Origin of the sequence: Chitinophaga caeni (genome assembly GCF_002557795.1) — a bacterium.
Classification (GTDB): Bacteria; Bacteroidota; Bacteroidia; order Chitinophagales; family Chitinophagaceae; genus Chitinophaga; species Chitinophaga caeni.
In genome coordinates this window covers 1,562,638-1,575,166 of record NZ_CP023777.1, presented here as the reverse complement: position 1 = coordinate 1,575,166, position 12,529 = coordinate 1,562,638, and the positions used below count along the sequence as shown (strand labels likewise).

General features: G+C 42.6%; 16 protein-coding genes. 10 read left to right on the top strand and 6 right to left on the bottom strand.

Annotation, left to right across the window (positions count from 1 at the left end; genetic code table 11):
- Positions 1-122: 122 nt before the first annotated feature.
- On the top strand, positions 123-695 hold the full coding sequence (locus COR50_RS06625) for a DUF937 domain-containing protein (protein WP_098193267.1): 573 nt from the start codon (positions 123-125) through the stop codon (positions 693-695).
- Between the two features lie 167 nt (positions 696-862).
- Positions 863-1,546 (top strand): OmpA family protein, encoded by a 684-nt coding sequence (locus COR50_RS06620; protein WP_098193266.1) that lies wholly within the window; start codon positions 863-865, stop codon positions 1,544-1,546.
- A gap of 114 nt (positions 1,547-1,660) precedes the next feature.
- Here COR50_RS06620 and COR50_RS06615 read toward each other — a convergent pair whose 3' ends face one another.
- Complete coding sequence (locus COR50_RS06615; protein WP_098193265.1) at positions 1,661-2,851, bottom strand: aspartate aminotransferase family protein; 1,191 nt, start codon at positions 2,849-2,851, stop codon at positions 1,661-1,663.
- A gap of 105 nt (positions 2,852-2,956) precedes the next feature.
- On the opposite strand from COR50_RS06615, the gene COR50_RS06610 reads away from it, so the two are divergent.
- The 3 genes from COR50_RS06610 (at position 2,957) to COR50_RS22260 (ending at position 4,246) form a co-directional block, all read left to right on the top strand.
- Positions 2,957-3,484, top strand: a complete 528-nt coding sequence (locus COR50_RS06610) for a gamma carbonic anhydrase family protein (RefSeq protein WP_098193264.1) — start codon at positions 2,957-2,959, stop codon at positions 3,482-3,484.
- A 411-nt stretch (positions 3,485-3,895) separates the two neighbouring features.
- A complete protein-coding gene (locus COR50_RS22265; protein WP_157760660.1) occupies positions 3,896-4,045 on the top strand; it encodes a hypothetical protein in 150 nt (49 codons plus the stop codon).
- A 36-nt stretch (positions 4,046-4,081) separates the two neighbouring features.
- Positions 4,082-4,246 carry a hypothetical protein gene (locus COR50_RS22260; protein WP_157760658.1) on the top strand — a complete coding sequence of 55 codons (165 nt, stop codon included), beginning with the start codon at positions 4,082-4,084 and terminating at the stop codon, positions 4,244-4,246.
- A gap of 5 nt (positions 4,247-4,251) precedes the next feature.
- Here the strand turns inward: COR50_RS22260 and rsgA are convergent, their stop codons facing one another.
- Genes rsgA through COR50_RS06585 form a run of 5 tightly spaced genes read right to left on the bottom strand, consistent with a single transcriptional unit; the run spans position 4,252 to position 9,225 of the window.
- On the bottom strand, positions 4,252-5,190 hold the full coding sequence (rsgA, locus tag COR50_RS06605) for a ribosome small subunit-dependent GTPase A (protein ID WP_098193263.1): 939 nt from the start codon (positions 5,188-5,190) through the stop codon (positions 4,252-4,254).
- Positions 5,191-5,232: 42 nt separating this feature from the next.
- Positions 5,233-6,243 carry a vWA domain-containing protein gene (locus tag COR50_RS06600; protein ID WP_098193262.1) on the bottom strand — a complete coding sequence of 337 codons (1,011 nt, stop codon included), beginning with the start codon at positions 6,241-6,243 and terminating at the stop codon, positions 5,233-5,235.
- 14 nt (positions 6,244-6,257) lie between these two features.
- Positions 6,258-7,280: a hypothetical protein gene (locus COR50_RS06595; RefSeq protein ID WP_098193261.1), complete on the bottom strand. Its 1,023-nt coding sequence runs from the start codon at positions 7,278-7,280 to the stop codon at positions 6,258-6,260.
- Between the two features lie 24 nt (positions 7,281-7,304).
- Positions 7,305-8,171, bottom strand: a complete 867-nt coding sequence (locus tag COR50_RS06590; RefSeq protein ID WP_098193260.1) for a DUF58 domain-containing protein — start codon at positions 8,169-8,171, stop codon at positions 7,305-7,307.
- Between the two features lie 52 nt (positions 8,172-8,223).
- The gene (locus COR50_RS06585) at positions 8,224-9,225 is read right to left on the bottom strand and encodes an AAA family ATPase (protein ID WP_098193259.1); all 1,002 of its coding nucleotides are present in this window, start codon (positions 9,223-9,225) and stop codon (positions 8,224-8,226) included.
- Between the two features lie 240 nt (positions 9,226-9,465).
- On the opposite strand from COR50_RS06585, the gene COR50_RS06580 reads away from it, so the two are divergent.
- From COR50_RS06580 to COR50_RS06560, 5 genes are all read left to right on the top strand, one after another.
- Positions 9,466-9,798: a hypothetical protein gene (locus COR50_RS06580; RefSeq protein ID WP_098193258.1), complete on the top strand. Its 333-nt coding sequence runs from the start codon at positions 9,466-9,468 to the stop codon at positions 9,796-9,798.
- Between the two features lie 30 nt (positions 9,799-9,828).
- On the top strand, positions 9,829-10,491 hold the full coding sequence (locus tag COR50_RS06575; RefSeq protein WP_098193257.1) for a peptidylprolyl isomerase: 663 nt from the start codon (positions 9,829-9,831) through the stop codon (positions 10,489-10,491).
- Between the two features lie 107 nt (positions 10,492-10,598).
- The gene (gene gcvH, locus COR50_RS06570; RefSeq protein WP_098193256.1) at positions 10,599-10,979 is read left to right on the top strand and encodes a glycine cleavage system protein GcvH; all 381 of its coding nucleotides are present in this window, start codon (positions 10,599-10,601) and stop codon (positions 10,977-10,979) included.
- Positions 10,980-11,010: 31 nt separating this feature from the next.
- Entirely contained in the window at positions 11,011-11,391 is a 381-nt protein-coding gene (locus COR50_RS06565; RefSeq protein ID WP_157760656.1) for a VanZ family protein, read from the top strand.
- 108 nt (positions 11,392-11,499) lie between these two features.
- On the top strand, positions 11,500-12,519 hold the full coding sequence (locus COR50_RS06560; RefSeq protein ID WP_098193254.1) for a PDZ domain-containing protein: 1,020 nt from the start codon (positions 11,500-11,502) through the stop codon (positions 12,517-12,519).
- Positions 12,520-12,529: the final 10 nt, after the last annotated feature.

Here is a 12,529-nt window from a genome sequence, read left to right as displayed (position 1 = left end):
ATAGAGTAAGTTAAATTGATGTAAATCATTTAAAAAAGCCATCTTTGGCATAATATTTTATTCCGATACGTATAAATTTACCCCGGTAAATTCTATTATTTACTTCCTCAAAAATCTTTACAATGCTAGATCAACTAGTTCAACTTGTTAAAAATTACGCTGGCGAAGCCATCGTTTCCAATCCCGCTGTGCCTAATGATCAAAATGATGCAATGATCAATGAAGCGAGCCAATCGATCTCCAATGGTTTGCAAACCGCTTTGGCTAACGGCCAGACGCAGGATGTACTGGGCCTCTTAAAAGGTCAAACCGGAACCGATACCAGTAATCCCCTGGTAAATAACATTTCCGGTAACTTCATCAGCAATATCATGCAAAAGTTCAATATCAGCCCTGAAATGGCTTCTTCCATTGCCGGTAGTATCATACCGAGTGTTATGGGCGGACTTGTAAATAAAACGAACGATCCTTCTGATAATAGCTTCTCATTACCGGGCATCTTATCTTCCCTGACCGGTGGCGGCAATAGCAATTTATCCGGTATGCTGGATAAATTGGGCTTAGATCGCGATGGAGATGGTGATGTAGATTTGCAAGATCTTACAAGCATGTTGAGCAAAGGCGCACAACAACAGCAGTCGCAACAAGGTGGCGGGGGATTAGGTGATTTGCTCGGCGGGTTCTTCGGGAAATAATTTCCATTACCCACCATATAAAGTGAATGAACATCATTTATAAAGTATTGATAATTATTAATATGCAATAAAAAATGTTTATTGGCAAGTTATTTGTTTAGATAGTTGCAAGAGAAATGCATGCATAAACTTGATATTGTAAAATCTTCCAATTTAAATTCTCTAAGATGAAACGAATGAATGCAACAGTAGCGATTGCTTTAGCGGGTACTATTTTTTTAAGTAGTTGCAGTACTTGGCAATCAATGGATAATACGAAAAAAGGCGGAGCGATAGGTGTAGGTGGTGGTGCTGCTGCTGGTGCCGTAATTGGTAAAGCAGCCGGGAATACTGCCCTGGGCGCCATTATAGGTGCCGCGGTTGGTGGTACGGCTGGTGTACTGATCGGTAAGAAAATGGATAAGCAAGCACAAGAGATTGAAAACGAAGTTCCCAACGCACAAGTTGAACGTGTTGGTGAAGGTATCAATGTGACATTCGACTCCGGGGTACTTTTCGGATTTGATAAATCTGACCTGAGCGCTACGGCAAAAGAAAATATTGATAAGCTGTCTGATATCTTGAGCAAATACCCCGACACATATGTACGCGTGGAAGGGCATACGGATGATACTGGTTCGGATTCTTATAACTATGGTTTATCTGAACGCCGTGCTAAATCTGTAGCCAATTATTTAACTTCTCACGGGGTAGCATCCAATAGGGTTCAAACATACTGGTACGGTGAAACGCAACCTAAGTACCCAAATGATTCCGATGCTAACAGGGCAAAAAACCGCCGCGTGGAATTTTCCATCTTTGCCAACGAAAAAATGAAAGCGGAGATGAAAAATGAAGCGGGTCAACAATAGTAAGCATAGCGAAATTTAACATATCATCAATTCAATCCCCCGTAAAAATTACGGGGGATTTTTTATTTCATTGACAGCGGATCCGCGCAATTATATATTGAATAAATTATTTCCCTACGGGGTTAATACCTTATCTATAGCCTTTGTTATAATGCTGCAAGCTTTCATGATCTCATCTTCGCTAATTATTAATGGCGGAACGAGCCTCAAGCAATTTGCTGCAAAGAGAAACCAGTCCGTAATTAGTCCGTCGGCAATGCATTGATCGATCACTTTTTTATTCAAGTTAAAACTTTCAAATTCCACTGCTACCATTAAACCGACAGCCCGGATATCTTTAATGGCAGGATGTTTCAAATGCTTTAAAAGCAATTCTTTCTTACTATTTACAGCATCAATATATTTTCCTTCAATTAATGCTTTTGCCCCGGCCAAACCTGCGGCACATGCCACCGGGTGCCCGCCAAATGTCGTGATATGCCCTAGTACCGGCTGATTGGTTAAGCTCCACATGATTTCTTTATCCGCGATAAAAGCGCCCATCGGCATTCCCGCACCTAAAGCCTTTCCAAGCAATAATACATCCGGTACGATACCGTATTGCTCAAATGCCCATAAAGTTCCATTTCTCCCGAAGCCGCATTGTATTTCATCTAATATCAATAAGGTACCCGTTTCATCGCAGCGCTTCCGTAAAGCCTGCATCCAATCTTTAGAAGGAGCTTTTACACCGGCCTCAGCCTGCACACTTTCAGCTATCACGCACGCAGTTTTATGGTTAATAGCTTCGAGCGCTTCAAAAGCATTATAATCCAGGTGATGAATCCCCGGTAACAATGGCCGGTAAGCATTTCTCCAATATTCATCTCCCATGATGCTTAACGAACCTTGCGTTGAGCCGTGGTAACTATTTTTAAATGCGATGATCTCGTGGCGCCCGGTATATCTCTTTGCCAATTTCATAGCGCCTTCCGTTGCTTCGCTGCCGGAGTTGGTAAAATATACGCAGTTCAACGGGTTCGGCAATAAATTGCTCAGATAGGTAGCATAAGCTACTTGCGGTGACTGGATAAATTCGCCGTAAACGATCAGGTGCATATAACTAGCCGCTTGCCCCTGTATGGCCTTTACAACATCAGGATGGCAATGCCCCACGTTACAAACACTAATACCTGCTATCATATCCAGGTATTCCTTCCCGTCAACTCCGTAGATATACATGCCTTTGGCCTCCTTCATCTCCAGGGCCAAGGGAGCATCTGAAGTTTGGGCCACATGTTGTAAAAAAAGCTGCCTGTTATTCATAAAATTCCGAATTTCTTACGCGAAGTTAGCGAAGTTCTTAATTCTTATCTTTGTTGTTCATCCATAAGATGAAATAGAAATCATTCGCTAAAAAACATAAAGATTATGCCTGTTATTTTACCGGTTAAGGGAGTATTTCCAAAGATGGGAAGCAATTGTTTTATCGCGCCCAATGCTACTATCGTGGGCGATGTTAATATGGGTAACGACTGTAGTATCTGGTTCAATGCCGTAGTAAGAGGGGATGTAAATAGCATCGTGATGGGTAACAAGGTAAATATCCAGGACGGAGCCGTTATCCACTGTACTTATGAAAAAACAAGAACCGTAATCGGGAACAATGTCTCAATTGGTCATAACGCGATCGTACATGGCTGCACTGTAGCAGATAACGTACTGATCGGTATGGGCGCCATCGTGATGGATAATGCTGTTATCGGCAGTAATTCTATCATTGCAGCCGGGGCCGTCGTGTTGGAAAATACGGTAGTAGAAGCCGGGTCGATCTATGCTGGCGTGCCTGCCAAAAAAGTCAAAAGCATCAGCCAAGAATTAATCCATGGTGAAATTGATCGTATTGCTAATAATTATCTCATGTACTCAAGTTGGTTCAAAGATCAGCCGGAAGAATAATCAAGCAAGACCGTAGCAGCAACAAATTAATTAAATTATATCATTATTGTCCGACTAAATTTTAACCGGGGAGCAATTTGATCCCTCAATAGTTCGATTCAATGTTCACCTGCTCGTTTCTTGTACTTTTTTGCTTGCCCAAAAAATTACCAAAAAAGGGCACAAATTGGCCATCACGGCCGCCAATTTGATCGCGCGATCCAGCTTTTGTACTACTGTATCGCCCAGCTACCGTTCGCTATTAAAAGAGCGAAGTTCCACGGTTCTCTTGGCAGGGCTGAATAGATCATCATTCGCTTATAACCTTGACCAGGTAAGGAATTCAAGTAAATTTAAAGCAATTTAAGCCGGACAATAATGAAATAATATATATAATAATCATTATATTGTATTATCAAACCTACCTTACCTATGAAAAGAACAGGGTTATTCTTGTTGCTGCTAGCATTTCTATTCCAAGCCTGTGCTTCCGAAAAAGCCGGTTGTCCCGGCACGCAACGCTATTCAAAGAAAGATAAAAAGCGGAATATGAAAGCGGTTAAACAAACCAGGCTTTTCTAAATTTGTTACAATATTGAAATCCAAACTCATCCTCCTATGAATAAGTTAATGATTTTGTGCGTATTGGTTTCCTTATCGACGATTGCTTGCCGAACACAGAAAAAAGGTTGCCCTGTAAACGAGCGTAATAAAGGTGCGGAGAAAGTTTTAGAGGAAATGAGTAATCCTCCCAAGAAAGGACTTTTCCATCGTAGGCACTAAAACACTTATACCCTGTAGTCTTTGGCGCCGATACTTTCTAACAAGGTTACATAACTTACATACCGGTCTTCATCGATCAAACCTTCCCTCACGGCTTCCTTCACGGCGCAACCGGGTTCGTTGACGTGTAAGCAGTTATTAAATTGGCATTGTTGAAGATAAGGTTGCATCTCCAAAAAGTAATGCGATAGCTCGCTTTTCTCGATATCAACTATCCCGAGCTCACGGATGCCGGGTGTATCGATAATGCTACCGCCGCCCGGGATATCAAACATTTCAGCAAAGGTAGTGGTGTGCAAGCCTTTTCCGGACCAATCGCTAACTGCCTTAGTTCTCAACTCCGCACCGGGTAGTACCAAGTTGATCAAAGATGATTTCCCCACACCGGAATGGCCGGAAACCAAGGTCGTTTTATTAGCGAGGCAATCGATAAACTCGTTTACACCTTCCTTCGTATCGGCAGATACCAGCATCACCTTATAACCGATATCGGTGTACAGCGATTCCCAGTATTCGTAATGTGCCATTTCCTTGGCCTTGTATAAATCTTTCTTATTAAATACCAATACCACGGGGATATGATATGCCGCCGCGGTTACCAGGAAACGATCTATAAAGCCTTGGGAAGTTTTAGGTTGCTTAAGCGTGCAAATCAAAACCGCCTGGTCCATATTCGCAGCGATGATGTGTTTTTTATGCCTGCCGTGGGGAGATAACCGGACGATATAATTCTTCCTGGGATGGATATCCGTAATCATCGCATTACCATCGGCACTATTTTCCTCCATCTCGATCTCAACGGAATCCCCTACTGCTACCGGGTTAGTAGAAGTTATGTCTTCATCTTTTTTGAACACACCTTTCATACGGGCCTGTAACATTTTTCCTTCGGCCGTTTTCACGGTGTACCAGCTCCCGGTGGATCTATAAACTGTCGCTTGCAAATTCGCTTATTTAAAACACGAAAATACGGCTATTTCCGCAAACTAAGGCAACCTACGGAACAAGGTGTACCTCAGTACAACTTCTAAGAATAAGCATGCCAAGGCAATCATGGCAAATGGGAAGAAATGTTCTTGGTATCTTTTAAAGGATGTGATTTCTACCTTGGTGCGCTCCAACTTGTCAATTTCGTGATAAATATTGGCCAAGGATGCATTGTTCGTTGCCCGGAAATATTGACCACCGGTTTCAGTGGCTATTTTACGCATCAACGGTTCATCGATCTGAACCTGTTGCATTACCACCTGGATGCTGCCATCCGGCATTGGCATCGGCATAGGGGCGCTGCCAGTTGTTCCAACCCCGATGGTATATACACGCACTTTAAATGCTTTCGCTATTTCCAAGGCAGTCAGCGGATCAACTAATCCAGTATTATTTACACCATCTGTCAGCAAGATGATGACTTTACTTTTAGCTTTACTTTCACGCAAGCGGTCTACAGATGTTGCCAAGCCCATTCCTATCGCGGTACCATCTTGTAACATACCGCTTTTTACTTGTGCTAACTGCGACTTTAATACTTCATGATCGGTCGTAATGGGGCATTGTGTAAAACTTTCCCCTGCAAAAACAACTAGCCCGATGCGGTCACTGATACGGCTATCGATGAAGTCCATAGCTACTTTCTTGGCAGCTTCCATCCTGTTGGGCTTCAGATCTTCCGCCAACATACTTCCAGAAATATCGATTCCTAACACGATATCGATCCCTTCACTTTCAATATTTTCCGTTGTATTGGATGATTGCGGTCTTGCCATCGCCACGACCAATGCCGTAAACGTCAACAACCGGAGGATGAACAGCAAGGGCCTTAGCCTTACTTTCCATGACACGGGCAAGCCTTTCAAACCCTGTAAGCTGGAGATTTGAAAACTACCCTCTGATCGCTTGGCTTGTTTTAATTGCCAATAAATGAATACGGGCAACAAAAGCAACAACCAAAAGAAATAAGGATGTGCAAAGGTGATATGTTTCCACGATTCTATGTTCATCTATTTATTGCAAATTATTCGTTAGTATTTTTTTGTGCTTCGGCGGCTTCTTTTGCTGCGGCATTATCTACAGCTGCCTTGGTCCACTCCACGATCTCGATCGTTGTTTGCAAGCTGCTTTCCAATTCACCGGTACCGGGTTGTAGCTTGGCAAACTTAGCCAAATCAGCCAGGGTTAATACGGATCTCAACTTATCTTTCTTCTGGTTGAGAACGGTTACCGGCTTAATATTTTCCAGTAATTCCGCCGTAGTTTGTTCCAGGGCAGAGATCTTGAATTGCTGCTCAAAATAAATCCTCAAAACATTCGTCAGGTTCGTATAATACAACTTACTATCCGATTGCTCCCATGCTTTTTGCTCTTTCATCTCGTTCAATGAACGCATCGCACGTTCATATGGACTTTCTTTCGGCTTCGTTTCAACAGGGACCGGTTTCTTGTTCCTTGTCCGCAGATAATGAATGATCCCTATGACCAGGATTATTAAACAGATACCACCCACGATAAACCATATATAATCCATAATGCCGTAATTGACACTCTGGATATTCTTAATAGGCTTAAAAGCCTGCGTGGTATCTACTTTTACCGTATTAACATTAATATCAAAGGGCTCGGTGAATACGGAGTCATAAGATCCATCTGTTACCGAGTACACTTCGAACTTCATCGGGGGAAATTGCCAACTACCGCTGTCAAAGCTTGTAACGGTGATAGTCCTACTGAAGAACTTTTCATTTTCATTACTTTTAGAAGTATCCAGGTCGGATTTTTGGATGACTTCCAAATGATTGAAAGTATCGGGAACGATGGGGAAGATTACTTTGAAGTTGGCGCCTTTCAATGCCCAGGTTTGAACCTTGGCGCTGAGTTGCACTGTAACCTGTTCCCCGATGCGGATATCGGTACTATCGGGAACGGCCTTTACTTCGAAGTAGCTTTCTTTCTGCTGTGCGTTAGATAGCATGGGCCATGCCGAAAGGCAACAAATACAAGCCCATAAAAGTAACGGTATGGTAATCTGCTTTTTTCGCATGATCATTTTAAGGTTGCACAAAGATTATACACGTTTCAAGAAAAAGCCCTGCAATGCTTTTACATAGTCTTCATCAGTTGCGATGGAAACCAATTCGGCACCGCTTTTCTTGAAGGCATTCCTACAATACTGTTGATGTTGTATAAAATGTTGTGTATAATAATTTCTAACTTTTTTATCGGAAGCATCGATCCATTGCATCTGCCCGGTTTCTCCATCTTTTAATTGGATTAAACCGACGGGCGGCAGCTCCTTATCCCTCGGATCGTAAACATGGATACCTACCATATCATGCCTTTTTGCGGCGATATTCAAGGCATCCTGGTATTCTTTCGAGATAAAATCGCTCAATAGGAATACGATACTTCTTTTCTTGGTAGCATTATTGAAGAAACGTAATGTTTCGGCAATGTTCGTGCCTTTTTTCTTCGGTTCGAATGATAATAATTCACGGATGATAAACAGGATATGCGATTTACCTTTCTTCGGAGGAATATATTTTTCTACCCCATCAGAGAAGAAGATCACCCCGACTTTATCATTATTCTTTATCGCGCTAAAAGCAATTACCGCGCAGATCTCGGTAAGCATCTCGCGTTTACTTTGCTTGGTAGTACCGAAACTTTCACTTTCACTCATATCCACCAACAACATTACGGTCAATTCTCTTTCTTCTTCGAAAACCTTGATGAAAGGGTGGTTAAAGCGCGCTGTTACATTCCAGTCGATGGCCCGCACATCATCACCGAATTGATAATCCCTCACCTCGCTGAAGTTCATACCACGACCTTTAAAAGCGCTGTGATATTCACCTGCAAAGATGTGATTAGACAATCCCTTGGTTTTGATTTCTATTTGACGAACTTTCTTTAATATTTCAGAAGTCTCCATGACGATCGGTTATCAACAGTTATAGGTACAGATCTTTTTGCAGTTATTTGCATCAAGGCACTTCTACCGCGTTGAGGATTTCGTTGAGAATGTTTTCGCTGGTAACATTTTCGGCTTCCGCTTCGTATGTTAAACCGACCCTGTGACGCATTACATCGAAGCAAACGCTTCTCACATCTTCAGGTATAACGTAGCCACGGCGTTTCATGAAAGCATAAGCCTTAGAAGCTAGCGCCAGGTTAATGCTCGCCCTCGGTGAACCACCGTAAGCGATCAGCGGCTTCAACTTTTGCAGTTTATATTCTTCCGGGTTACGGGTTGCAAATACGATATCGAGGATATAACGTTCGATCTTCTCGTCCATATAAACCTCCCTAACCAATTTACGCGCTTCCAAGATTTCTTCCGGGCTCACTATCGGGGCGATCTTCGCCATCCCGTCAGGATTCAGGTTTTGGCGGATGATCAACCTTTCTTCTTCCTTGGTTGGATAGCCGATCACTACTTTAAGCATGAAACGATCGACCTGCGCTTCCGGCAGCGTATAAGTACCTTCTTGTTCTATCGGGTTTTGTGTAGCCAATACCAAGAAGGGTTCTTCTAATTTAAAGGTGGTATCCCCGATCGTGATTTGCTTTTCCTGCATTGCTTCCAGCAAGGCGCTCTGCACTTTTGCGGGGGCGCGGTTGATCTCATCTGCTAATATAAAATTAGCGAAGATGGGGCCTCTCCTTACCACGAATTCATTCTTCTGCTGGTTGTAGATCATGGTACCCACCACATCGGCAGGCAATAGATCCGGGGTAAATTGTATCCTGCTGAATTTAGCATTGATGGCAGAAGAAAGGGATTTGATCGAAAGCGTCTTGGCCAAGCCCGGAACACCTTCCAACAGGACGTGCCCCTGTGCCAATAAGCCTATGAGCAACCTTTCCACCATGTATTTTTGACCAACGATGGCTTTTCCTAATTCCAAGTTTAGCAGATCAACAAATGCGCTAGCCTGGTGAATCTTTTCATTGAGTTGACGGATGTCTTGCGATGTATTTTCCATGCGATGTACATTTCGAGGTTGCTAAAATAAGTATTCCAAAGTACCAATGAGCCACCAGGAAGGTTTCTAGCAGTTAAAATGCTGTTAAACTTGTTGGTTAGGTGTACCGTTGGCCTATAAATATGGTTTAAAAAAAATTCCAATTTAAGAAAGCTAGTGGATATTACACAGATTTTTTAGCGAAAGCGTACATTTGACAAGAAAAATTAAATATTTTAATATCATTTTAATTGATAAATCATGACGCAAGACGACTTTGTGACGAGGTGGAAAACCCTGGAAGATACACTGGCAGAGAGATTCGGAAAGACTCCGAACATGGAAGCCATCCTTTTTTTAATAGGCGTACAGGAATTACAAAAATTTAAAAAGAAATATAGCAAAGAGCAGAAACAGGACCTCATGCACGTAGCTGTTTGTACCTTGCTCAGCCAAGGCGGATATTATAATTTCGAAGGATTGGACAAAGAAGGATGGCCACATTTCAAGGAAATATCCCCCGTACCCAAAATGGGTTTGCAAGAACAAGAACAATTCCTAAAAGAATACGTTTTAGCTTATTTCGACCTATAAACCGGTTTCACCCCTCCATCTAATTTTATTATGATTAAAAAACTGTTACTCTCCTGCTGCTGCTTGTTACTCGTAAGTTTTACCATCGCGAAAAACCGAAAGGTTAAAATTATTACTCCCTATGGCACGATGATCGTTAAACTATACGACCAAACGCCGCAGCACCGCGATAACTTCATCAAGTTGGTGAAGCAACATTTTTACGACAGTACCCTGTTTCACCGCGTGATAGAGCATTTCATGATCCAGGGCGGCGACCCGACATCTAAACATGCGAAACCGGGCGAAGAGCTCGGCAACGGCGATACCCCCTACACTATCCCGGCCGAATTCCAGCTTGACCTTTACCATAGAAAAGGCGCCCTGGCAGCGGCACGCGATAACAACCCGGCAAAAGCCTCCTCCGGTTGCCAGTTCTACATCGTACAGGGAAAAGTCTTCACGGACGAAGAACTTGATATGGTTGAGCAAAAACGCCTTGGCGGCCGCAAAATCCCGGTAGATCAAAGGGAAGTATACAAAACCTCCGGCGGCACACCGCATTTGGATCAGAGCTATACCGTGTTCGGGCAGGTAATAAAAGGCATGGACGTGATCGATAAGATTGCCGCGTTGAAAACCGATGCAAGGAACCGGCCACTGGCAGACGTTCCGATGAAAATCAAGCTTAAGAAGAAGTTCCTTTTCTTCTAATGTTTGTCAATTTGCCGATGATCGGCTAGTACTGGTATTTATCCGAACTAAAAGTTTTTATTTTTCTGGCTACAATCTTTAATTTTACGGCCTAAAATCAATCGTATATGAATTTTCCATCAAACCTGCGTTATACCAAAGACCACGAATGGATTTCGTTGGAGGGTAATGTGGCCACTATCGGCATCACTGAATTTGCTCAACGTGAATTGGGTGATATCGTATTCGTTGACATTACCAGCGTTGGTAAATCATTAAGTGCAGAAGAAATTTTCGGTACTGTAGAAGCCGTAAAAACGGTTTCGGACCTGTTTTTACCTATTGCCGGAACAATTGACGAAGTGAATCCTGCACTAGATGCATCACCGGAATTGGTCAACCAAGATCCTTACGGTGAAGGTTGGATGGTAAAAATGACCGTAACGAACCCTGCCGATGTAGAAGCATTATTATCAGCAGAAGCTTACCAAGCCCTAGTAGGAGAATAATTTTTTAAAGCTAAATATCGACAGAATGAGGATGATACGTTTTTTTATACCCGCAATATTATGGATCATCCTCATTCTTGTTTTATGTACCCTCCCGGGTAAAGATTTACCCCAGGTGTCCTTCCTCGACAAGATCCATTTCGATAAAATTGTTCATTTCGGCTTATTTGCCGGTATCGTGGTATTGATTTGTTACGGTTTGTACAAATCGCGCCAGGCATTGTCCAACTTGGCCATCATTTCCGTGGTGATCCTTGCAGGCTTATACGGATTAGCGATCGAATTTATCCAAAAGTACCTGGTTACCAGCCGCAGCTTCGATATGTACGATGTTTTATTCGACACGTTAGGCGCGATCGCGGGAGCCTTGGTATTTAAATACTGGATGAACTACCAAGCCAAAAAAGCATAAGTCCCCTTCATTTTTAACATTCCCTTACAGTACAAACGCCTCTTTTAACTTTTTCTTGATAGCATCTGCTTTTAATTTTGTTACATCAACAAAAAATTGCATACTACCATGAAAGAACGTCTAAAGAAGTTCAGTTTTTTGGCCGTTGTTGCAAGCGCCCTAATTATGCCTGATTGGGCTTCAGCACAAAATACCAAGGAAGAAAATAAATCCGCTTGGGGCGAATATGACGAATTGGTCATCAAACGAAAAAATGATAAAGACAGCAAGGTTACGATCGAGTTTAAAGGAGATGATGTGTATGTGAACGGGAAAAAATTAGATCAAAATTTGCAAGATAGTGACCTTAGCGTTCAGTTGCGCAAAATCGTTCCCATGAACGGGAATGATTTGCAATTTTTACCGGGAAACTCCTGGGAATCCTTTCCAGATCCAGAACCCCGCCAAGGTACCTGGATGATAAAACCCGGTAAAGCCTTGCTTGGTGTTATGACCGAAAAAAAAGAAGCTGCGGGCGCCACCGTTATAAAAGTTGAACCGGGCAGCCCCGCTGATAAAGCCGGCTTAAAAGAAGGCGATATAATCACTAAAATCGATCAAATAATGATCGATGAGCCTAAAAAATTATTCGAGACCATTGCCAAGTATGACCCGGGTAAAGAAATAACCGTCACCTACCTCCGCGATAAAAAAGAACATTCTACTAAAGCCAAATTACAGGCTAGGAAAGAACAAGACCTTGGAATGGGTTATAGAAAGCCGGGCGGTTTAATATTTGAAGACTTAAGGGCAAACCCTAGCGACCGCGGGATGTTTAAAAGGTTCTTTAACTTCAATGACAGGAACAGCAAGCGATTGGGAATTGAAGTTCAAGACAGGGAAGATGGTAAAGGCGCCACGATCATTAGTGTTGAACAAGGATCATTGGCTAGTAAAGCAGGTTTACAGGAAAATGATATCATCTTAAATATTGCAGGCACAGCCGTTGCCAGCGCTAAAGATGTTGCCGATGCTTATGCAGCGGCTAATAAACCGGGAAGCACCTTAAACCTTGTAATTTCGAGAAATGGGAAGCAACAAAAGTTGAGCATCCCTATCCCGAAACAACTCAATTCAGAGAAACTGTAAGTTTAGGCTC

Coding starts and splice junctions, on each gene's coding strand:
- COR50_RS06575 (WP_098193257.1), top strand. CDS start 9,829: ATGATTAAAAAACTGTTACTCTCCTGCTGCTGCTTGTTACTCGTAAGT.
- COR50_RS06565 (WP_157760656.1), top strand. CDS start 11,011: ATGATACGTTTTTTTATACCCGCAATATTATGGATCATCCTCATTCTT.
- COR50_RS06620 (WP_098193266.1), top strand. CDS start 863: ATGAAACGAATGAATGCAACAGTAGCGATTGCTTTAGCGGGTACTATT.
- COR50_RS22265 (WP_157760660.1), top strand. CDS start 3,896: ATGAAAAGAACAGGGTTATTCTTGTTGCTGCTAGCATTTCTATTCCAA.
- COR50_RS06615 (WP_098193265.1), bottom strand. CDS start 2,851: ATGAATAACAGGCAGCTTTTTTTACAACATGTGGCCCAAACTTCAGAT.
- COR50_RS06610 (WP_098193264.1), top strand. CDS start 2,957: ATGCCTGTTATTTTACCGGTTAAGGGAGTATTTCCAAAGATGGGAAGC.
- COR50_RS22260 (WP_157760658.1), top strand. CDS start 4,082: ATGAATAAGTTAATGATTTTGTGCGTATTGGTTTCCTTATCGACGATT.
- gcvH (WP_098193256.1), top strand. CDS start 10,599: ATGAATTTTCCATCAAACCTGCGTTATACCAAAGACCACGAATGGATT.
- COR50_RS06595 (WP_098193261.1), bottom strand. CDS start 7,280: ATGCGAAAAAAGCAGATTACCATACCGTTACTTTTATGGGCTTGTATT.
- COR50_RS06625 (WP_098193267.1), top strand. CDS start 123: ATGCTAGATCAACTAGTTCAACTTGTTAAAAATTACGCTGGCGAAGCC.
- COR50_RS06560 (WP_098193254.1), top strand. CDS start 11,500: ATGAAAGAACGTCTAAAGAAGTTCAGTTTTTTGGCCGTTGTTGCAAGC.
- COR50_RS06580 (WP_098193258.1), top strand. CDS start 9,466: ATGACGCAAGACGACTTTGTGACGAGGTGGAAAACCCTGGAAGATACA.
- COR50_RS06585 (WP_098193259.1), bottom strand. CDS start 9,225: ATGGAAAATACATCGCAAGACATCCGTCAACTCAATGAAAAGATTCAC.
- COR50_RS06600 (WP_098193262.1), bottom strand. CDS start 6,243: ATGAACATAGAATCGTGGAAACATATCACCTTTGCACATCCTTATTTC.
- COR50_RS06590 (WP_098193260.1), bottom strand. CDS start 8,171: ATGGAGACTTCTGAAATATTAAAGAAAGTTCGTCAAATAGAAATCAAA.